The 21,446-nt window shown below is 68.5% G+C and carries 16 protein-coding genes and 1 pseudogene; 12 read left to right on the forward strand and 5 right to left on the reverse strand.

What is annotated here, in order from left to right:
• Position 1: 1 nt before the first annotated feature.
• From H7J06_RS01975 to H7J06_RS01990, 4 genes are all read left to right on the forward strand, one after another.
• Positions 2-1,210 carry an ABC transporter ATP-binding protein gene (locus H7J06_RS01975; protein ID WP_264036498.1) on the forward strand — a complete coding sequence of 403 codons (1,209 nt, stop codon included), beginning with the start codon at positions 2-4 and terminating at the stop codon, positions 1,208-1,210.
• A gap of 12 nt (positions 1,211-1,222) precedes the next feature.
• Positions 1,223-2,488, forward strand: coding sequence for a DUF4032 domain-containing protein (locus H7J06_RS01980; RefSeq protein ID WP_264036499.1), 1,266 nt, complete (start codon positions 1,223-1,225; stop codon positions 2,486-2,488).
• Positions 2,489-2,593: 105 nt separating this feature from the next.
• The gene (locus tag H7J06_RS01985) at positions 2,594-3,781 is read left to right on the forward strand and encodes a cytochrome P450 (RefSeq protein ID WP_264036500.1); all 1,188 of its coding nucleotides are present in this window, start codon (positions 2,594-2,596) and stop codon (positions 3,779-3,781) included.
• Positions 3,782-3,793: 12 nt separating this feature from the next.
• Positions 3,794-3,991, forward strand: coding sequence for a ferredoxin (locus H7J06_RS01990; protein ID WP_264036501.1), 198 nt, complete (start codon positions 3,794-3,796; stop codon positions 3,989-3,991).
• Here the strand turns inward: H7J06_RS01990 and H7J06_RS01995 are convergent.
• On the reverse strand, positions 3,978-4,637 hold the full coding sequence (locus H7J06_RS01995) for a TetR/AcrR family transcriptional regulator (protein ID WP_264036612.1): 660 nt from the start codon (positions 4,635-4,637) through the stop codon (positions 3,978-3,980). The two genes, H7J06_RS01990 and H7J06_RS01995, sit on opposite strands and share 14 nt — an antisense overlap.
• 135 nt (positions 4,638-4,772) lie before the next feature.
• On the opposite strand from H7J06_RS01995, the gene H7J06_RS02000 reads away from it, so the two are divergent.
• From H7J06_RS02000 to H7J06_RS02020, 5 genes are all read left to right on the forward strand, one after another.
• The gene (locus tag H7J06_RS02000; protein ID WP_264036503.1) at positions 4,773-5,894 is read left to right on the forward strand and encodes a VOC family protein; all 1,122 of its coding nucleotides are present in this window, start codon (positions 4,773-4,775) and stop codon (positions 5,892-5,894) included.
• Positions 5,891-6,829 carry a fumarylacetoacetate hydrolase family protein gene (locus tag H7J06_RS02005; RefSeq protein WP_264036505.1) on the forward strand — a complete coding sequence of 313 codons (939 nt, stop codon included), beginning with the start codon at positions 5,891-5,893 and terminating at the stop codon, positions 6,827-6,829. The genes H7J06_RS02000 and H7J06_RS02005 overlap by 4 nt, the downstream gene beginning before the upstream one ends.
• Positions 6,826-8,712, forward strand: coding sequence for an acyl-CoA synthetase (locus H7J06_RS02010; RefSeq protein WP_264036507.1), 1,887 nt, complete (start codon positions 6,826-6,828; stop codon positions 8,710-8,712). Before H7J06_RS02005 ends, H7J06_RS02010 begins: the two co-directional genes overlap by 4 nt.
• Positions 8,713-8,720: 8 nt before the next feature.
• Positions 8,721-10,274, forward strand: a complete 1,554-nt coding sequence (gene mhpA / locus H7J06_RS02015) for a bifunctional 3-(3-hydroxy-phenyl)propionate/3-hydroxycinnamic acid hydroxylase MhpA (protein ID WP_264036509.1) — start codon at positions 8,721-8,723, stop codon at positions 10,272-10,274.
• 394 nt (positions 10,275-10,668) lie between these two features.
• A complete protein-coding gene (locus H7J06_RS02020) occupies positions 10,669-11,820 on the forward strand; it encodes a PucR family transcriptional regulator (protein WP_264036511.1) in 1,152 nt (383 codons plus the stop codon).
• A 72-nt stretch (positions 11,821-11,892) separates the two neighbouring features.
• Here H7J06_RS02020 and H7J06_RS02025 read toward each other — a convergent pair.
• Positions 11,893-12,075, reverse strand: a pseudogene (locus H7J06_RS02025) (cytochrome P450); the annotation flags it as partial.
• Positions 12,076-12,230: 155 nt separating this feature from the next.
• Here H7J06_RS02025 and H7J06_RS02030 point away from each other — a divergent pair.
• Genes H7J06_RS02030 through H7J06_RS02040 form a run of 3 tightly spaced genes read left to right on the forward strand, consistent with a single transcriptional unit; the run spans position 12,231 to position 15,655 of the window.
• Positions 12,231-13,202: a fumarylacetoacetate hydrolase family protein gene (locus H7J06_RS02030; RefSeq protein WP_264036513.1), complete on the forward strand. Its 972-nt coding sequence runs from the start codon at positions 12,231-12,233 to the stop codon at positions 13,200-13,202.
• On the forward strand, positions 13,199-13,834 hold the full coding sequence (locus H7J06_RS02035; RefSeq protein WP_264036515.1) for a VOC family protein: 636 nt from the start codon (positions 13,199-13,201) through the stop codon (positions 13,832-13,834). The genes H7J06_RS02030 and H7J06_RS02035 overlap by 4 nt, the downstream gene beginning before the upstream one ends.
• Before the next feature lie 3 nt (positions 13,835-13,837).
• Positions 13,838-15,655, forward strand: a complete 1,818-nt coding sequence (locus H7J06_RS02040; RefSeq protein WP_264036516.1) for an FAD-dependent monooxygenase — start codon at positions 13,838-13,840, stop codon at positions 15,653-15,655.
• 63 nt (positions 15,656-15,718) lie between these two features.
• Here the strand turns inward: H7J06_RS02040 and H7J06_RS02045 are convergent, their stop codons facing one another.
• From H7J06_RS02045 to H7J06_RS02055, 3 genes are read right to left on the reverse strand one after another with little or no spacing between them, the layout of a single operon-like run.
• Positions 15,719-16,624 (reverse strand): ROK family protein, encoded by a 906-nt coding sequence (locus tag H7J06_RS02045; RefSeq protein ID WP_264036518.1) that lies wholly within the window; start codon positions 16,622-16,624, stop codon positions 15,719-15,721.
• Positions 16,624-17,325 (reverse strand): DUF7158 domain-containing protein, encoded by a 702-nt coding sequence (locus H7J06_RS02050; protein ID WP_264036519.1) that lies wholly within the window; start codon positions 17,323-17,325, stop codon positions 16,624-16,626. The genes H7J06_RS02045 and H7J06_RS02050 overlap by 1 nt, the downstream gene beginning before the upstream one ends.
• Positions 17,232-21,359 carry a glycoside hydrolase family 38 N-terminal domain-containing protein gene (locus H7J06_RS02055; RefSeq protein ID WP_264036521.1) on the reverse strand — a complete coding sequence of 1,376 codons (4,128 nt, stop codon included), beginning with the start codon at positions 21,357-21,359 and terminating at the stop codon, positions 17,232-17,234. Before H7J06_RS02055 ends, H7J06_RS02050 begins: the two co-directional genes overlap by 94 nt.
• Positions 21,360-21,446: the final 87 nt, after the last annotated feature.

Raw genomic sequence — 21,446 nt, forward strand, 5'->3', positions numbered from 1 at the left:
CATGGCAGCGATCACCATGCGCAACATCGTGAAGAAGTACGGTGACGGCTTTCCCGCCGTCAACGACGTCAGCATCGACGTCGCCGACGGTGAGTTCATGATCCTGGTCGGTCCGTCGGGTTGCGGGAAGTCCACGCTGCTGCGGATGATCGTCGGATTGGAGGACATCACCTCCGGCGACATGATCATCGGCGACACCCGCGTCAACGACAAGGCGCCCCGCGAGCGCAATCTGGCGATGGTCTTCCAGAACTACGCGCTGTACCCGCACCTGACGGTGTTCGAGAACATCGCCTTTCCACTTCGGTTGTCCGGCAAGCACTCCGAGGAGGAGATCCGCAAGCTGGTGTCCGAGGCCGCTGCCACCCTCGAACTCGGCGATCACCTCGACCGCAAGCCGGCCAACCTGTCCGGCGGTCAGCGGCAGCGAGTGGCCATGGGCCGCGCGATCGTGCGGCAGGCCGACGCCTTCCTGTTCGACGAGCCGTTGAGCAACCTCGACGCCAAGCTGCGCGGCCAGATGCGTACGGAGATCCTGCGACTGCAGCGCCGTCTCGGCGTCACCACCGTCTACGTGACCCACGACCAGACCGAGGCCATGACGCTCGGCGATCGCGTGGCGGTGTTGAAGAAGGGTGTGCTGCAACAGATCGCCAGCCCGCGGGAGCTCTACGACCAGCCGGTCAACCTGTTCGTCGCCGGCTTCATCGGGTCTCCCCCGATGAACTTCGTGCCCGCGCGCATCACCGGTGACACCATTGAGTTGCCATTCGTCACGATCCCGCTGCGCGACGAATGGCGCGACACCGTCGAGGACGGGAAGGTCTACATCGCGGGCATCCGTCCCGGCGCCTTCGAGGACGCCGAGTTCGTCGACGCGGGCAAGAAGTCGCGCGGCGTCACCTTCGACGTCACCATCGACGTCACGGAGTGGCTGGGCAACGAGCAGTACGCGTTCGTGCCGTTCGAGGCGCCGGCCGAAATCAGCTCGCAGCTGGCCGAACTCGCGAGCGAGCTGGACAGCGAGCAGATGCGTACCCAGCTCTGCGTCGAGCTCGATCCGCTGAGCCGGGTTCGCAACGGCGACGAGGCGACGCTGTGGCTCGACGCCGAGCGCATCCACCTGTTCGATCCCGCGACGGGTGACAACCTGACCCGAGTCGGCGAGACCAGCGACACCTCGGGCCGCCACGCCGCCGCCACGGGCTGACGGAGGCCGGTCGTGGCCGCGCCCGAGTTGCGGCTGCGGACCCCGTCCCCCGGGCTACTGGGTCTGCCGTGGGAACGGCCGCTGGCCGAATGGCTGGTGCCCGAGGTGCCGTTGCGCGACATGGCCGTTGGGCCCAGCAGGCACCTGGTCAAGTTCGTCGAGTGCGACGGCGCCCTGTGGGCGCTCAAGGAGCTGCCGCCGCGCATCGCGGTCCGGGAGTACGACGCGCTGGGCCGCATCGAGGGGTTGCACCTCAACGCGGTGCGGCGGGCGGGTCTGGTTCGGCAGCCCGACTTCGACACCGCAATCTTGCTGACCCGGTACCTGGAGGGGTCGTGGCAGTACCGCCGGCTGTTCCTGCGACTGCCGCCCGACGCACCCAAGCAGCGGTCCCGGCTGCTCGACGGCATGGCGTCGCTGCTGGTGGAACTGCATCGCCGGGGCGTGTTCTGGGGGGACTGTTCGCTGGCCAACACGCTGTTCTCACGGGACGGTCAGGTGCTGCAGGCGTCGCTGGTGGACGCGGAGACCAGTGAGGTCCATTCGCATCTGTCCGACGGCCAGCGCGAGCTGGACGTCGACGTGATGGTCGAGAACGTCGCCGCCGGGCTGATGGACGTCGCGGCCCGGATCGACGGCGGCACGGCGTTGCGCGATCAGCTCATCGGGGAGGCGCTGAGCCTACGGACGCGTTATCTGGGGCTGTGGGAGCTGCTGCACGACGAGCCGGTGTTCGGCTATGCCGATCGTTACCGCGTGGAGGGGCGGATCCGGAAGCTCAACGAGTTGGGCTTCGCCGTCGACGAGGTGTCGCTGCAGCACGTCGAGGCGGCCGGTGACCAGTTGCGCCTGAAAGTCGCAGTGGGCGACCGCAATTACCACGCCATCCAGCTGCGGGAGCTGGCCGGCATCGACGTCGGCGAGGGTCAGGCCACCCACCTGCTCGGCGACCTGCACGCCTATCAGGCGCAGTTGTGCAGCGAGGCCGGCCACGACGTCGACCTGCCGAGCGCCGCACAGCTGTGGGTGATGGAGCTCGTCAGACCAACCATGGCCCGCGCGCACGTGGCGGTCGGGCGCCGGGGTACGCCAATTCAGGCGTATTGCGATCTGCTGGAGGTGCGCTGGCTGCTGTCGGAGCAGGCCGGCCGGGACGTGGGCACCGAGCGGGCGTTGGCGGCCCTGGCGAACGCGGTCGTGCCGAGCGACTCGGCAGCGCAGTTGATGGTCGTGGAGATTCCGACCGAGCCGTTCCCGGTGCTCGACGACGTGGACTGAACGCCGTCACCCGGTAGGTGCCAGATTCACTCATACTTGACGATATCGTCATTCTTTGGTTTGGTTGACCTCGCCAGCGCCAAACGCTCGAGGGAAGGACCTGCCATGGGCAATGCCGCCCACGCTCCGGTCTATCGCCGGGACATGTTCTCCCGCAGCGGAATCCGTGATCCCTACCCCCACTACGCCTCACTCCGCGAGCTCGGCCCGGTGGTCTGGTTGAGCCGCCAGCGGGTGTACGCACTGCCCCGCTACACCGAATGCAAGGCGGTGCTGCGCGACGACACCAACTTCATCTCCGGTGAAGGCGTCGCACTCAATCCGCTGACCAACCGGCTGTCCCGCGGAACCACCCTCAACAGCGACGGCGCCGACCACCAGCGCCGCCGCAAGTTGCTCGCCCACCGCCTCACCCCGAAGGCGCTGCGCGCGATGAGCGAGGCCGTCGACGCCAAGGCGCAGGCGGTCGTCGAGGCGGCGGTCGCCCGGCGACACGTCGACGGGGTGCGCGACGTGGCCATGGCGTTGCCACTGGCCGTGGTGCCAGACCTGGTGGGGTGGCCCGAGGACGGCCGCGAGAACCTGCTGACGTGGGCGGGGGCGACGTTCGACTCGCTTGGACCGCTAAACCGGCAATGGCTGCGGACGACACCCGCCGCCATGTCGATGCTGCGCTTCTCGCGACGCGTCGTCCGCGACCGCAGCGTGCTTCCCGGCAGCATGGGCGACGACGTGCTGCGCGCCGCCGACGACGGTGCACTCCCCCGCTCGGAGTGTTCGGCACTGATGATCGACTACCTGGCCCCGTCTCTCGACACCACGATCAGTGCCATTAGTTCGGCGCTGCATCTCTTCGCGACCCACCCCGACCAGTGGCAGGCCCTGCGCGAGGACCCGTCGCTGGTGGCCAACGCCCTCAACGAGGTGGTGCGCCTGGAGTCGCCCCTTCGGGCGTTCACCCGAAAGTCCGTCACCGACGCCGACGTTGGCGGCGTCCGAATTCCGAAGGGGTCACGGGTTCTGGTGGTCTACGCCTCGGCCAACCGCGACGAACGCGAGTGGGACGATCCCGACACCTTCGACATCACCCGGGACGTCAACCGTCACTTGGGGTTTGGCTACGGCACCCACGGATGCGCCGGACAGGGCTTGGCCCGGTTGGAGTCGCAGGCGATTCTGCGCGAGCTCGCCGCCCGGGTGGATCGCATCGAACTCACTGGCACGCCGACCTGGGCGATCAACAACATCATCCACCGCTACGACCAGCTTCCCCTCGAGCTGGTCCCGGCCTAGAAGGGACCGCCCATGCGCGTCACCATCGACCACGATCGCTGCGAGGGCCACGGCTTGTGCACGCAGGCCGCTCCGGCCATCTTCTCCTTCGACGACGACGGCGAACTGGTCAACGCCTTCGCCGACGTCGACGTGCCCGACGACTTGGCACCGGCGGCCCGCGAGGCCGCCGACGTCTGTCCCGTCGCAGCCTTGCTCAATCGGGAGTAGCCGGGGCGATCGCGTCCAGGTCGGGCAGCGGCCGGGAGCAGACGTCGGCCGCATCGGCGGCGGACATGCCGAACAGCCGCAGCACGTCCGCGGTGACGGAATCGGCCGCGACGGCGTCGTCACGATCTGGATCGTTGCTCAGCAGCGCACCCAGGCCCATGATTGCGCCGCCTGCGACGGCGAGTGCCAACTGCGGGTCCTCGACGGTGAAGCGACCGGCGGCGACGCCGGCTTCGATGTCGCGAAGCGCGCGGGGCGCCAACCCCCTGTCCGAGGTCAACAGGGCGACGCCGTTGGCGAGCAGGATTTGGCTCTCTTGGGGACGGCGGCGGAAGAGCCGTCCGGTGAGCCGGAACCGGCAGCCGAAAGTCTCTGCGGGATCGTCGATGTCGGCGGTCAACTCGTCGAGGAGCGCGCCGTGGGCGTCGAGCGCCTCACCCACCGCGACGGCGAAGAGCTCTTCCTTGCTGTCGAAGTAGTTGTAGAACGAGCCCATCCCGACGTCGGCGGCCTGGGTGATGTCCAGCACCGGCACGCTGAGCCTGCCTTGGGCGATGAATCCTTGCGCCGCGGTGATCAGCGCGGCCCGGGTGCGTTGCTTGCGTCGCTCTACTCGACTGACGCCCGGCTCGGCCGACTCCTGCATCACTACCTCACCGTCTCTGGAGGGACGCGGTGAATATACCAGTCGCCTCAATACTGAGGATTTCGTCAATCACCTTGACTGAGCAAGGCGTCGTATGTGACGATTTCATCAGTATTCGAGAGGAGCGACCCGCCCATGGCTGGTAGCCACAGCGATTTGCACAGCGAGCAGGGTGCCGTCCGCGGCGAGCACCCCGGCCGCGCGGCGAATCCCGTCATCAAGATCCGCGACATCGCCTGGCTAGAGTTCGACAAGCCCGACTTGGTTCGCGCCGAGGCCTTTGCCCGCGCATTCGGGTTCCAGACGTCGTCGCGCGGACCCGACGAATTGCATTTGCGCGGAACCGATTCCGGCGCACCGTGTGTACAGCTGCGGCGCGGCGACAGGTCACGCTTCACCGGGATCGCCTTCCGCGCCGCCGACGAGGCCGACGTCCGTCGCCTCGCCGCCAAGACCGGGTCGACGGTGCAACCCCTGCCCGATGACGTCGGCGGCTCGGAGGTTCGGCTGGTCGACCCGAGCGGCATCCCGGTGCGCGTCGTCGCGGGTCTCCACGACCTGCCCCAATTACCGACGCAAACACCACTGCTCGTCAACTCCGGACATGACGTCATCCGGGCGAACGCCACCCAGCGCCCCCCACGGGCTCCGGCCCGGGTGCAACGGCTCGGGCACGTGGTGTTGCAGTCCACCAAGTACGTCGCGGCGTTGAACTGGTATCTCGAGAACCTCGGGATGATCGTCAGCGACTTCCTCTTCTTCCCCGGGCAGCGCGAGCGTGGGCCGGCCATGAGCTTCATCCGCTGCGACCGCGGGTCGGAGTTCGCCGACCACCACACCCTGGCGATGGCTCTCGGCCCGGCCAACCGCTACGTGCACTCGGCGTTCCAAGTCAGCGACCTTGACGCGCTGGCTGCCGGCGGCGAATACCTGCGCGACCGTGGCTACTTCAGGTCGTGGGGGATCGGCCGCCACATCCAGGGCAGCCAGCTCTTCGACTACTGGCGCGATCCCGACGGGTTCCTCGTCGAGCACTTCGCCGACGGCGACATGTTCGACGACTCGCTCGAACCGGGCTGGGCGCCGTTCACCGCCAGCGGCCTCGCCCAGTGGGGCCCACCGGTGAGTGGCGACTTCCTCGGCACCAGCCCCCGCGGGGCGCGCGCAGAAGCCCTGTCGATTCTCCGCGCGCTGCCACGACGCAACGAATTCGACGCCCACCGCCTCATCGGCCTACTGAAAGTTGCCCGCTCATGAGCACTTCCGTCATCCGCACCTCCGACGCCTGGTGGGTCAAGAACGCCGACCGCGCCACCAAGATCGACACCACCGCAGTCACCACCGGGGAGCTCCTCGCCGACCGCGCCGCGATCACCGCGGCCGCCACCTCCGGCGAGTCCGTCGCGGTGGAGGGGCTGACCCTGCTCTCGCCGGTGACGCGGCCGTGTCGAGTCGTCGCCCAGATGACCAACTTCGAGTCCCACGTCAAGGACTCGGGCATGGATCCCAAGACCATTCCACTGACGTTCTTCCGGAAGTCCTCCGCGTCGATCAGTGGTCCGTTCGACGACATCGTCAAGCCCCAGCACGTCCGGTTCCTCGACTACGAGGTGGAGATCGGTCTGGTCATCGGCCGCGACATGCCGGTAGGCACCGTCCTCACCGACACGAACCTCGGTGACTACGTCGCCGCCCTGGTCATCACCAACGACGTGTCGGCGCGCGACATTCAGCTCCCCCAGACCCAGTTCTACGAGGCCAAGTCCTACCCGACCTTCACCCCGGTCGGCCCCGAACTGGTGCTGATCGACGCCACCGAACTCGCCCGCTTCGGCGATCTGCGACTGACGCTCAGCGTCAGCGGCGACGAACGGCAGAACTCGGTCGTCGAGGGCGACATGCTCGTCCGTCCGCTGGCCGCGTTGCAGTCGTTGACCCGGTTCCAGGACCTCGCGACCGGCGACCTCGTGTTGACCGGCACCCCGGCGGGCACGGCGTTGAAGGCCCCGCCCAAGCCCGTCGAGATGATCGGCGCGCTGCTCCCGCCCGCGGTGAAGTGGAAGGCGTTCTTCAAGCGCCAGGCCGGCAACCAAAAGTACCTCCAGCACGGTGACGTCGTGGAGGCCACGGTCGCCACCGACGACGGCGCGATCGATCTCGGTGCTCAGCGGATGAAGGTGGTCTACGCGTGACCGACGACGCGTTGTGGCCGCGGTACACGGGCCCGGACGACCTCGACGCGGTCGAAGGCGTTGCGCTGCACGATCGCGCACTGCCGACCTCGACCTACGACATCCTCGAGCGCGCCGCAACGCTGTGGCCGGACGCCCCTGCGGTGACCGTCCTGCCGAACGCGACGCAGTGGGAGCACGGCGTCTCCCGCACCTTCGCCGACCTGGCCGCCGAGGTGCGCCGAAGTGCAAACTTCCTTCGTGACATCGGAATTCAACGCGACAGCGTCGTGGCTTTACTCTGCCCCAACTGCGACGGTTTGATCACCGCCACGTTGGCGGCGCAGCTCGCCGGCATCGCGGCGCCCATCAACAGCGGACTGAGTGCCGCTCATGTGGCCGAGCTCGTCGCCCGCTCCGGTGCACGCACGCTGATCAGTGCATCGCCTGAATTCGACTCCGCAAGTTGGGACTTGGCGAAGTCTCTGGTTGCCGAAGGCCAGATCGACACGGTGCTGCTGCTCTCGCCGACGGGGACGGAACCGACCGAGCCGGCCCCCGCACTTCACGGCGCCAGCGTCGGCTATCTCGCGGTCATGGCCTCGGGCTACGACGGCGCCGCCTTCGACGGACCGCTGCCCGAAGCGGGCGACGTGGCGGGGATATTTCACACCGGTGGCACGACCGGCACACCCAAGCTCGCCGCCCACACCCACGCCAACGAAGTCGTCGACGCGTGGATGGTCGCCGCCGCCGACACCGTGTTGGACCACGACTCGGTGGCCTTCGCCGCACTTCCGCTCTTTCACGTCAACGCCTTGATCGTCACCCTGTTTGCCCCGATGCTGCGTGGCCAGCAGGTGATCTGGGCCGGACCGCTGGGCTATCGGGATCCCGACCTGTACGCGAACTTCTGGAAGATGGTGCAGCACTACCGGATCGCGGCCATGAGCGCGGTTCCCACCGTCTACGCGGTGCTTGCGCAATGCCCAGTGGACGCCGACGTCTCAAGCATGAAGATCGCCATCGTCGGCGCGTCTGCCCTGCCGCCTGCCGTGCGCAAGGACTTCGAATCCGCCACCGGAATCACCCTTGTCGAGGGGTACGGGCTGACGGAGGCCACGTGTGCGAGCGCCCGCAGCTTTCCCGACCATCCCCGCCCTGGCTCGGTCGGACAACGACTGCCCTACCAGCGCATCGGCGCGGCCAGGCCCGACGGAGAGGGTCGCTTCGAAGAGCTTCCGCCCGGTGAGATCGGCACCCTGTTGATCGAAGGCCCGACGGTGTTCGCCGGCTACGTGTCGGGCATCGACGAGCACGGGCTGCGGCTCGACGGGCTCGGCAGCCTCGTCGACGGGCGACTCGACACCGGGGATCTCGGGTGGGTGGACGACGACGGCTTCGTCTATCTGACGGGGCGGGCCAAGGATCTCATCATTCGCGGTGGGCACAACATCGACCCCGCCCAGATCGAGGACGCCTTGCTGACACATCCCGCGGTGGCCTCTGCCGCGGCGGTCGGTGCTCCCGACGTCCACTCCGGTGAGGTGCCCGTCGCTTACGTCACGCTGCATGCCGGGTCCGACGTCAGCGAGTCCGAGTTGGCGACGTGGGCCGCTACGGTGGTGGGCGAGCGGGCCGCCGCGCCGAAGTCCGTCACCGTGCTCGACGCCCTGCCGGTCACCGCGATCGGCAAACCTTACAAGCTGCCGTTGCGCACCGACGCCGCCCGCCGTGTCGTCGTCGAGGCGCTCACCGGGCAGCCCGGTGTGACCGTGGACGCCAACGTCGAGGACGGCGCAACCGCACTCACCGTCATCATTGCCGACCAAGCGCAATGGGAAGACGTCGACCGCGTACTGTCGCGCTACGCGCTGGCGTATCAGATCGCCATCACGGACTGACGCCAAAAATGTTGCAAAACAACGATATTCAATGTGCGCCTGTCGTCATCGTCGGAGCCGGACCCACCGGCGCCACCGCGGCGATACTGCTGGCGCAGTATGGCATCAGAAGTCTGGTCCTCGACCGCTGGGACGGGGTGTACCCGCAACCCCGTGCCGTGCACATGGACGACGAGGTGTGTCGCGTCGTGGCGCGGCTTGGGCTCGCCGACCGGTTCGCGAGCATCTCGCGGCCGGCGCACGGATTGCAGTTGCGTGACCAGCACCACCGCGTGCTGGCCGAATTCCGCCGCGACACCGCCCCCAGCTCGAATGGCTATCCGCAGGCGAACATGTTCGACCAGCCCGAGCTGGAAGCCGTGCTGCGTGACGAGCTGATGCGGCAGCGAAGCATCGAATTGCGCGGCAACGCCGAGGTGACCGGCGTCGAGCAGGTCGACGGCCGTGTCCACGTCACCTACCGCGACCACGCCGGCGAAACCACGACGAGCGTCGACGCCAACTTCGTCCTGGGGTGCGACGGCGCCAACAGCTTCGTGCGCTCGACCATCGGTTCCCGGATGGAGGACCTGCACTTCGACCAACGCTGGTTGGTCGTCGACGTCGACACCGACGCGGATCTGAAGCAGTGGGAGGGCGTCCACCAGGTGTGCGACCCGGCACGGGCGGCGACGTACATGCGCATCGGCGCCACCCGTTATCGTTGGGAATTCCAGCTGCTACCCGGAGAGACCGCCGCGCAGTACGCCAAGCTCGCCGCTGTCGAACCGTTGATCGCGCCGTGGACGCGCGGCATTCGTACTGACCAGCTGCAGTTGATCCGCGTCGCCGAGTACACCTTCCGCGCCCAGATCGCAGACCGGTGGCGGGCTGGCAACGTGTTCATCCTCGGCGACGCCGCCCACCTGACGCCGCCCTTCGTCGGCCAAGGCATGGGCGCCGGACTTCGAGATGCGCACAATCTGGCGTGGAAGCTGGCCGGCGTGCTGCGGGGCGATCTGTCGCCAGGGATCCTGGACAGCTACCAGCAGGAGCGAAAGCCACACGCGCGGGCCATGATTCGACTCGCGTTGGCGGTCGGTCGATTCATGACCGCCGGCGGCGAGGTCGGGAGCGTCCTGCGCGGCGTCGTCGTGCCGCGGCTGGGCCTGATTCCCGGGCTTCGCAGTCGGATCGTGGACTCGTCGACTCCCGCATTACATCGGTCGCCCCTCGTTCGGCGCCGACTGGGCCCACGGTCGCTCACCGGAACGTTGTGCCCCAACCCGACGCTGCCGGACGGTCGTCGGCTCGACGACGTCCTGGGGTTGGGCTTCGCGGTGGTCACCGCGGTACCACCGACCTCCGAACAGCGGACCCTGATCGAACAGCGCGGCGCCACCGTGTATCTCGCCGAGCCGGGCACCGAGCTGGCCCGGTGGCTCCGTCAGCGCCGTACGGCCGCCGCACTGGTCAGACCCGACCGCACCGTGATGGCCACCGCGCGGCGGCCCGGCGATCTGCTTGCGCACACACCACGCTACCGCCGCACGGTGGTCTTACCGCACGCGAGGGAGGACTAGCCCTGAACGAACCAGTCGCCTGAACCCGGCGACGGCGAGCCCCTGTTGGTGTCGAGCCGCCTGATCGGGTCACCCTCGCAGGCAAGGGCACCGGCGGAATGAACGTCTCGTCGACGTTCTCGGTGGAACCCGAGGGTGACGGCAAGGCGGTCGCTACCATCGAGGTCGACCTAGCCGGCGCGCTGTTGTTCGGCCCCTTGGGTTAACGCATCGACAAGAGCCTGGTGGCCGGAGGAGACAGGTGCACAGCATGCAACGTCCGTGGCTTGCCGGCTTGGAACCCGTTGATGCGCAATCATTTTCGACAGCATCGCTCAGTCGTGCCCGCGCCGACGAACTAGCCTCCCTGTTGGGGCCCGGACCGGCTGGATGGGCCGTCGAACTCGGTGCGCTCATGGCCGCTCGTATCACGTCGGCAATCCCCGAGCTGGCGGTCGACGCGGTCGCCACGGAGGTGCGCAGGGGATGCGAGGCAGTGGCGGTGGGCACGCTCATTGCGCTCGCCAGGGATACGGACGTGACGTTCGCGGCGATGTCGGAGGTGCTCACCGGCCCGGCCGAGGTGGTGGCGCGCGGCATCGGCGTCGAACACATGCTGCGGAGCATCCACATCGCGCACGCCGCCGCCACCGAGGTGCTGCTCGATGCTGCCGAACGCGCGATACCCGAACCCCAACGCTTCTCCGAGATGCGGCGGATCAACGACCTCTTGTTCGGCATCGTCGACGTCGTGACCGCGTACATGTCGACCGAGTACGCCCGCGCGCACGAGGCGTGGTTGACCAGCTCGACCGCGTTGCGCATGGAGGTCGTCGAGGATCTTTTGAGCGGCAACGAGATACCGCTTGGTCGAGCGACCCGCGTCCTGGGATATGACCTGAGCCGCTGGCACCTTGCCGTGATCGCCTGGACCAGTGGCGACACCCCGGCCGATCCGACGCAGCTGCACACCATCGCGGCCGAGGTACTGGCCTCCGCGGGCTGCGTCTCCACCCTGGTGCTTCCGGTCGGCGCCCACCGCGTGTGGGCGTGGGGCTCTCGTACTGCTGTGCCACCGATGCCGACGGACGCTGTGGCGGTGGTACCGCCGCCGGGCGTGCGGGTCTCGACCGGATTGGGCGCCATCGGCGTCGACGGGTTTCGACGCAGCCACCACCAGGCGAGCTCCGCGGCCCGCGTCGGCATCATGTCGACCCGCGACGAATGGCTCGTTCGCTACGACGACCTCGACGTCGTCGCGATGCTCAGCGCCGACCTGGCAGCTGCCGGCGAGTTCGTCGTCCGCGAGCTCGGCGCGTTGGCAGGACCCGGCGAGTCCGTAGCCGTGGTGCGCCACACCCTCAAGTGCTACCTCGACCGTGATCGCAGCCTCGCGGGGACGTCCGACCATCTTCACGTCGCCCGCAACACCGTGGCCTACCGGGTGCGACGAGCCGAGGAACTGCGGGGACGCCCTGCCTCCGACCGACGATTGCAGCTGCACGCCGCGCTGGTCCTCGCTCACGAACTCGGCGACGCGGTGCTGCCCCGGACGTCGTCAGACTGACTTCACCACGGGCGAGAGACGCACGGGCAGGGTCGCCCAACCGCGCAGTACGCGGGTGTCACGCCGGCGGCCCGCGCGGCCACGGACCAGCCTGCCAGCTTCGCGCAACTCGTCGGCGAACGCGCCCGGGTCCGCGCGGACGGCGGGATCGGCGATCAACCGGGCCTGGGGGTCACCGCGGCGCTCCCCGAATGCCGCGGCGGAGCGGACCACCCCGTGAAGGGCGAGCCCGTGCAGGCGCTGCCGGACTGTCATGACACGAGCCTAAAGACGCCGCAGCACGTCTCGTTTGCATCGAAGTCCAACAGCACGTCCGCCCTTTGGGACTCAAGGCCAAGCTCGGCCCGGAAGTCGTCGCATTGACTCTTGGCAGATCCCCAGAGTGGGCTTCACGAACCGAAGGAGAGCACGTGGTCGTCCACCTCGTCCGCTACCGGCACGACCAACGCGTCGCCTGGGGCGTTCTCGACGGGGGCCTCATTTCCCCACTGAAGGGCGATTACGACCGCACGGCCGACGTGATCGAGGACGGTGAACCCGATTGGCGGGCGGCCGCGGCGACGCCGGGACACCTCGCGTTCGGCGACGTCGAACCGCTCGCGCCGATCACCACGCCATGCCGGGTGATGTGCCAGGGCGCCAACTACCGTCAGCACGCAATCGAGTCGGGGATGAACCCCGACGAGCGGGCGTTCAACCTGTTCTTCGACAAGACCGACGCTTCGGTCACCGGTCCCCACGCCCCGGTTGCGCGTCCGGCGCACGTGGAACTTCTCGACTACGAGATCGAACTGGCTCTGGTGATGCGCCGACGTGTCACCCAACCGACGACGATCACCGTGAAAGAGCTGCCCGAGTACGTCTTCGGCGTCACCATCGCCAACGATTTGTCCGCCCGTGACGTGCAGCTGCCCCAGGGACAGTTCCTCAAGGGCAAGAGCTACCGCGGGTTCTGCCCAACCGGCCCGGTGTTGGCGGTGCTCGAACCCGAGGAGTTTCCCCTACTCGACGACCTCGACCTACGGCTGAACGTCAACGGCTCACCGCGCCAACAGGACAACACCGCAAACATGCTTTACCGCCCCGCCGAAACGCTGACCGAGTTGACCGAGTTCTGCAACCTCAGCCCCGGTGACGTCCTGCTCACCGGCACCCCACATGGATGTGTCGCGACCTCCCCGCCGCCGCTGGTGCGCCGACTGGCCACTGCGCTTCTGCCCGAGGACAAGCTCTGGGCATCGTTCATCAAGCTGAACAAGAGCAAGCCGTATCTGCAACCGGGCGACGTCGTCGACGCGACTATCCGCAACTCCAGCGGTTCGCTCGACCTTGGGTCGCAGCGAACCACCATCACCGCACCATCGAAGGGACTCTCGACGTGAGCGCCACCCCCGATCTGGATCAGCTCCCCGACCGTGTGGTGCCCGCGTTCATCGCCCACTGGGTGGTCAAGACCGCCCGCAGTGCCGAGATGATCGACTGGTACGGACACGTCTTCGGCGCCCGGGTCGTCCACGAGGACGACAGGATCGCCTTTCTCACCTGGGATCACGAAAGCCATCGACTCGCTCTGGTCAAGCTTCCGCCTCCGGTGCGCCACGTCTTTCCGTTGGCCCGGCTGCGACGCAAGACCTACGGCATCGACCATCTCGCGTTCACCTTCCCCTCTCTGAAGCACCTGCTGCTGACCTACGAGCGGCTCAAGAAGGTGGACATCACCCCCGTGTGGTCGATCAATCACGGCCCCACCACCAGCCTCTACTACGAGGACCCCGAGGGCATTCGGCTGGAATTCCAGGTCGAGAACTTTCCCACCGCCCAGGAGACCGCCGACTACTTCAACAGCCGGGAGTTCGCCGACAACCCCATCGGCGTCAACACCGATCCGGACTACCTGTTGGAACGACTGCGCTCGGGCACCGGAGAATGCGAACTGCTTCGCCGAGGTGCTGGCACCCGGCCAGGCACCAAGCAGCGCTCCAACAAGCGAACCATCACGTGGAAGACGCTGTGACGCATGGAGTCTGACGCAGTAGTCATAGTCGGCGCCGGCGCTGCGGGATCCACCCTTGCGTTGCTGTTGGCGCGTTACGGCATTCCCAGCACCGTCGTCGAGCAACGGACCGATACACGGCTGCATCCCGCCGCGCACGTGATCAACGCCCGTACCCTCGAGATCTGGAAGCAGGCCTCGCCCAGGCTGTTACGCGCGGTAGAAGCCATCACCCCGCCGATCGACGAAGTCAACGTCATCCGGTGGTGCACCGACGTCCGAGCCCTCCCGCTGGGCGAGATCGATCTGCTGTCCGAACCCGACCGACTTGCAGAAGTCCGGGCGCACAGCCCATTCCTGATCTCTCACATTGGTCAGCACCTGCTCATGCCGGCGATGTGGGAAGCGCTCGACGACGAGGAGCTGGTCGACTTCCGCCGCGGCTGGCGCGCCGACATGGTCGACGACATGCTTACCCTGCGACTGCCCGGGCAGCCACCGAGCACCGAGACGCCGCGGTACGTCATCGCCGCCGACGGCGCCAACAGCGCGCTGCGTGACGCGGCCGACATTGAAATGCACGGACCCGTCCTCGCCAACATGGGAAGCGTCTTCTTTCACGCCCCGAACCTGTACCCCGACGGTCATGCCCGCCCGCTGCTGAGTTGGATCTACCATCCTCGCTTCAGCGGGGTGATGATCGCCCACGCCGACGACGACTACGTGCTGATGACCCCGTATCTGCACGAGGCCCAGGCCTTGGCGCGCCGCAGCCGCGACTACTGGAACCGTCAGCTATCCCACGTGATTGGCACGACGGACTACGAGATCCGTTCCACGGGAACGTGGACCATGACATCACAGATGGCCGAGAGCTTTCGCCGCGGTCGCTTACTGCTAATCGGCGATGCGGCACATCGCTTTCCGCACACCGGTGGGTTCGGCCTCAACAGTGGCGTCCAGGACGCTCACAACCTGGCTTGGAAGCTGGCCGCGGTGCTCACCTCCGGCGCACCTGACTCACTGCTGGACACCTACGAGACCGAACGCCGGCCCGTCGTGTCGCGGTTCGCCGAACAGAGCACGACCAACCACTTCAGGCTCGACGAGGTCACCAAGCCACTGGGCATCACCAACCGCTCGCTGCACCAAGCCACCGAGTTCATGGCCAAGCCGTGGTTGTCGTGCGTCCCCGACCGTGTCATGGCGGCGGTCGCCGACGGTCTGACTCGTGCGCAGACGTCACGGACGAAGGCTCTCCTGCAGGATCATTCACGCGGCAAGCGATTGCGAAGGAGCATGGCGGAGTCGATTCCGGGACAACTGGAGCACTTCGTAGCCAGCGGTTTGGAATTCGGCTATGCCTACGAGAGCCCACTCATCGACACCGCCACCGACGGGCCCTGCCCGGTCGGCGACGTCTCCTTCTATCACCCGACCACCCACCCGGGCGCCCGACTGCCGCACACCTTGGTCCTCGACCAGACCGGTGCACCCCGGCCCCTGCATGACCTGATCGCGACGACCGGGCTCACGTTGTTCACCCCCAACCCTCGGGGATGGACCGCACGGATGCCGCGGTCGCTCGTCGACGTCCCGCTCTCGGTAGCGGCGTTGACCCCACCCAACCCCGACGCCCGGCAGGCGATACTCGACCTCCTCGAGGTCGGTGAGCGCGGCGCGGTCGTCGTTCGCCCCGATGGTCACGTCGTGTGGCGCAACCGAACTGGACCCGATGAGGTTGATGCGTTGGAGAGGTTCGTGCTCGCAGCCTGGGCCCCGCTGAACGGAAGCCATGCCAACCCCACGCGTTCGCTCGCGGACGATCGAGTCGAACGGTGAATGAGCGAGTCGCGAGCCGGTCAGGTGAGGGCGTCGACGTTCAGCTCAGCACGCACCAATCGCTCAGGAGGAGGCGTTGAACAGCGCCGCCGCACCCACCAGCCCGGCCTCCCCGCCGAGTTCGGCAGGCAACACGCGCAGGTCCCTGATGAAGCTCAGGCCGGCATAGTGGCCGAGCGCGTCGCGCAGCGGATCGAACAGCAGCGCACCGGATTTCGCGACACCGCCGCCGATCACCACCAGGTCCAGGTCGCACACCGCCGCCACCGAGGCGATCATCCTGGCGATCGCATTCGCCCCGCGACCGAAGGCCCGCAACGCCACCGCGTCACCGGCATTCGCCGCGTCGGCGAGCTCCTTGGCGTTGGCATCCGGTGGTGCGTCCCAGCCGTTGGCGCGGGCCCACCGGGCCAGGTGCGGCCCGGCCGCCACCGTCTCGGCGCATCCGTGGCCTCCGCACGTGCAGAGGTCGCCGTCCGGTTCGACGACGACGTGGCCGACGTGCCCGGCGTTGCCAGTGCGCCCGTCGTAGGGTGCGCCGTCGAGCACCAGTCCGCCGCCGATGCCGGTCGACACCACCATGCCCAGCAGGAACTGGGCGTCACGGCCCGCTCCGCGCCAACGCTCGCCCATCGCCGTGCACAGCCCGTCGCCGCCGAGGCGCACCGCGAGACCGGTCGCGGCGGTCACTCGCTCGACGATCGGAAAGCGTTGCCACGCGGTGATGTTGATGGGACTGACGGTGCCGCTCGGCAGGTCGACGGGCCCCGCCGACGAGATGCCGACGCCGCGCACGTCGTCGGTGGCCGTCGCCAACACGTCGGCGATGAGTCGGTCGGTGACCGACCAGATGGCCTCGGCGTCGGTGCGCGGCGTGGGCAGCTGTGCGTGGTGCAGCAGAGCGCCGTCGGAGTCGACGAGCCCGACGGCGATCTTGGTGCCGCCGACGTCGACGGCGAGTGTGCTCATCAGTGTTTGTGGGAGTTGTCGGGTTGGCGCGGGTCGCCCGGATGCTCGAAGCCGGGGGCCAGGTGCACCAGTTCCGCGCGGCGGACGTCGAGCCACCGGCGGAACTCACGGCGGCGGGCCGAGGCCAGCAAGTACCCGGCGATCTCGCCGCGGACGTCGTCGAGCACGGCCTCGGTCGGTCGACCGCGCCACCCATCGGCGCCGACGGAGCGACCGCCGAAACGAAACGGGTTGCGGGCGTGGTAGTCCACGATCTCGCGATCGGTGACGGCGACGCCGGCGGTGACGTGGACGAACACCGCTCGCGCCACGCCGTCCTCGAGCGCCGACGCGGCGACGCTGCCGATCTCGAGACGCGCGGACACGTCGGGCAAGAGCTCCTCCTCGGTCGGCGCCCCGTGGGCGGTCAGGCCGGCGGCCGCCGCCTCGGCAGCCACGATGCGAGCGGTGACGAGTACCTGCACCAGCCACCGTCGGAGTTGCCGGCCTTCGCTGGTGCCCGGTCGGGGCAGGGCGCCGGCCAGTCGGGTCGCGCGCAGTCGATCCTCGCTGGCGTCCACCTCGCCCTCGAAGACGGCGTCACCACCGACGGTCGCCACGACCGCGTTCACTCCACCACCACCTTGACCGCCGGCGAATACAGTAGCTCGCCCGCACAGGCGACGCGGATCAGCGCCCACCACTCGCCGGGCTCCTGCCACGCGGGTGGGGCGACGTCGAACTCCAGGTCGACCGTTCCGCGGGCGGCGAGGTCTGCGCCGATGGCGTTGGGCCCCATCCACTCCCACGTCCCCCACGGGCTGATCAGATGCGCCTCGACCGCGAGGTCGGCGTACGCGTCGGTGGCCACGGTGACGCTCAGCGTGGCGGTGCCGCCGGCCGCCAGCACGACGGGTTGCGGGTCGGTGACGAACTTCAGCACGCGGTCGTCGGTCGCGCCGACGGCGATGACGCACACGTCTTCGACCACCTGGCGCCACGCCGCCGGGATGGCGCTGCCGGTCACCCCGAGCTCGGCGCGCAGCGGGTAGAGCCCCGGCGGTGTGCCGGCGGGCATCGTCAGGTCGACGACGGATTCCAGGAAGTCCCCCGGCGGCAACACGAACGGCAATTCACCCAGCTGGACCGTCCACCCCGGGGCGGGGACGAGCCGTACCTTGCCGTGCAGCGGCACGTCGGTGACGTCGCTGACGGCGGTGAGCTGAAGTCGCACCGGCTCGTCGGCGTCGACGGCGAGTTGATGCGGGTGCAGGTGCGCGACCGCGGGCAGGCCACCGAGCGGGGCGGGGCCGCGGTTGTGCAGCCAGTATCTCGCGTAGAGCGGCTGTGCCGGTTCGGCATTCGGTCCGAGTTCGACGTCGTCGGCGTCGAGGACGCGGGGCAGGTTGAGCTGGGCGCCGAAGGTCGCGATCTCGTATCCGTGCATCCTGAGCGCGTCCGACCGGTCGGCCAGTGGCACTTCGAGCAGGTCGAGTCGCTGCGGGGCCGACACCGTGCGCAAGCCCGAGCGGATGACGACGTCGGTGGTCGTGCCGCGTGTCTCCACCAGACGCAGCGCGATGCCGTCGGTGGCACTGACCCGCCGGCCGCTGCCGCCGGGGGTCGGGTTGCCGAGAACCTTCAGCGCGCCCACGGCCACGTCGCGCGCCGGCTCGACCTCGAGCAGCGACCCCCATGGCGGCAGTCCCCCGGAGGTGGGGTCGTGCACGGCGGCGACGGTGAGCATGGGTTGGCCGAATTCCGCACTGCGCGAGGGAATTCCGGATTCTCGCCAGTCCCCTGCGCCGCAGGCGAGGGCGTAGTCGAAGGTGTGCGTCCAGTGCTGCAATTGGAAGTTGGATCCGTCGGGTGCGGTGCGCCGGGGCGGGTCGACCCACGTGCCGGACGGCCAGCCGGTGCAGGACCGCATCAGCGAGGTGTGCAGCGTCCCGTCGGCGTCGACTGCGAAACTTGGGACGCCGCGGTTGAACAACGCGACGGTGCGGTGCTCGAAGTCCTCGAGGTCGTGGGGCGCGTCCTGGTCGACGACGATCTCGGCGTCGGCGAGCTCCGAGACCACCGCCGTCACCGCGGCGACGTCGACGATCAGCACCGGCAAGGCGTGCACGTCGCGCAGGTCCGCTCCCGGTACCCAGACGTCCTTGAGTGGCCGCCCCGCCGGCACCCACGTGCGGTCGGCACCGGGGGACGCACCGCCGAGGACCGCGGCGGCGAAGGCGTTGACGTCCGGGCCGCCGACGGCGATCCGCACGTCGGGCAGGTTCGAGTCGACGGTGAGGTCGCCGTACCGGGGCGACGCGGCGTCGCTGCAGGTGGCCGTGACGCCGGCCCGCGCAAGCTCCACCATCAGTTCGCGGACCACCGGGGCGGCGTCCCCACCCGGTGACACGACCTCGGCCACCGAGATCGCCCGGGTCCCGTTTCGCTCTCCGGTGAACCGCACTCGCACCGCCGACGACAATCCGAACCACCCGTAGGCGGGGTTGTCGAGTGTGGACGGAAAGGTGGCACTGTCAACGGCTTTGGTCGAACCCCGGTCGTGGGTCAACCCGAATCCGCGGCCGATCACTGCGTCGCCCACCTCGCTGACGGGCATCGCACCGGGGACGGGGCACGGCCACCGCAGCCGCAGCATGCGGTCCTCGTCGGTGAAGTCGTCGACCGTGGTGCGGCAGTCGACCCGGTCGACGCCGTGCCACAGCGTGATCGTCTGGGTGTACCGCAGCACGTTCCTGACCCGTCCGGTGACGACCATCCGCTCACCCAGCGCGCAGCGGTAGCGCTGCATCGAGGTGGCACGGTCGCCCGCGGACGTCGTGACCGGCCCCTTGGGCAGCAGGTGCCACGGCCCCTCCCCGGCCTTGGGATGCGCGGAGTACTCCTCGTAGACGGCCAGCTCGTTGCCGACGCGGCCGACGGCGATCCGTTCCTGGCCGTCGACGGTCAGCGAGGCCACTCCCCCGCCGCGTGCCGCGTCGACCCGCAGTTGGTAGAACTCGTTGCCGATCCCGTCCCCCGGCACCGGATCCCACTCCGATGCGCCCGCGCCGTCGACGAGGCGGTAGGACCGCCAACCCAGCGACGGGACGTCGCGGGCGAGCCAGCTGACCGAGTGCCCGTCGTGTTCGACGAGGACGTCCACCGGTGCACCGTCGGCGTCGACGACGGCACCGGCGAAGGGCACCTCGAGGCGCACCGTGACGACATCGGTCCGGTTGTGTGCCAACGGGTTCCACACCACCACCGAGGCGTCGACCGCCGTCGACAGCAGGCTCAGGGCCGTGTCGCGCACGTCGGTGCCCAGCTGCCAGGCGTCGCGCCAACTGGTGAGTAGGTCGAGGTACACCTGGTCGGACTCCGACCCGGTGATCGCGTCGTGGTGGGCACCGTAGGCCAGCTGCACCCACGCCTTGGCCAGCGCTGCCTCGGGATACTGCGCACCGGAGAGCAACCCGGCGAAGACGGCGAAGCGTTCGGCGTCCAGGACGGCGTTCTCCGCGGCGCGGTTGGCCTGCTTGGTGTCGACGTACGACACGTCCTTGCCCGTGTAGATCGGGTTCATGTCCCGCGTTTGGGGCGACGGCGCCACATCGCGTTCGTCGAGCTCGGCACGTACGGAGGCGAAGAACTCGCTCGGCAGCGCGCAGACGAACCGGGGCCAGGTGTAGCGCGCGTTCCAGTCGCGGTGAATGTCGGTGACCCACTTGTTGGGCGGGGTGTAGTCGGTGCCAACGGGCAGCAGCACGTTGCGCGTCAGCGCGACCTTCTTCATCTTCGCGAAAAGGTCGTAGGTCGCGCTTTCGGCGTCCTCGAGCGAGGCCGACGAGTCCATCCACCACCCGGCGGCGTAGTGGGCGGGCATGTAGTGCGTCAGGAGGCCGCGGCCCGAGGGCGCCATCCACTCGAATTCGCTGGCGAACTGCATGCGTTCGGGATCGCCGCCGTCGGCCATGGGACCCCACTGGTGATACGGGCCGCGCGCCCACGAGCTGGAGGTCAGCCCCGCGTCGGCGGCCATTCCCGGAAATTGCGGGTCGTGGCCGAAGACGTCGAGTTGCCACGCCGTCGCCGGATCGGCCCCCATCACGTCACGTTGAAAGCCGATGCCGTGCACGAAGTTCCGGATCGCGGTTTCGGGGCTGGTGAGGTTGGTGTTGGGTTCGTTGTACGTGCCGCCCATGATCTCGACCCGGCCGAGGGCGATCAGCCGCCGAAGGTCGTCGCGGTCCTCGGGGTTGGTGTCCCAGTACGGCTTGAGGTAGTCGACCTCGGCGAGGACGAACTTGTATTCCGGCTCTCGCCTTGCCATTTCGAGGTGCGCGGTAACCAGTTCGAATCCGTTGGTCTGCCGGCAGCGGCCGGGTGGGTCTTCGGTCCACACACTCGTGTAGGCAGCCTGGGTGTTCCACCAGACCGGGTCGTAGTGGAAGTGGCTGATCATGTGCATGGTCCACCCGGGTTCGGCGACGACGAAGTCGAACTCCGTGACGCTTCGACCGACGACGACCTGAGCCACCCGCCGCTCGCCGACCACCGGGTCGGCCACCCGTACCGACACTTCCACGGCGCGCCCGCGGGGCTGTGCGGTGGCGTCGCCGACCGTGTGCAGCCCCGGGCCCTCGACGTGCACCCGCGCCGGTTGGGAGCAGAAGCGATAGGCCACCCGCACCACCTGCAGTGGGTTGTCGGCCGGGCCAGTGAACAGCTCCGTCGACTCCGCCGAGATGACGTGCATCCCGCTACCCTACGGTTCACCACCTCCGCGAGTGTGGACTTCCGTCACGGCGGCAGCGTCGAGGGCGTGTCAGAAGTCCACGCTCGG

It is taken from the genome of Mycolicibacterium hodleri (genome assembly GCF_025822245.1).
GTDB lineage: Bacteria > Actinomycetota > Actinomycetes > Mycobacteriales > Mycobacteriaceae > Mycobacterium > Mycobacterium hodleri.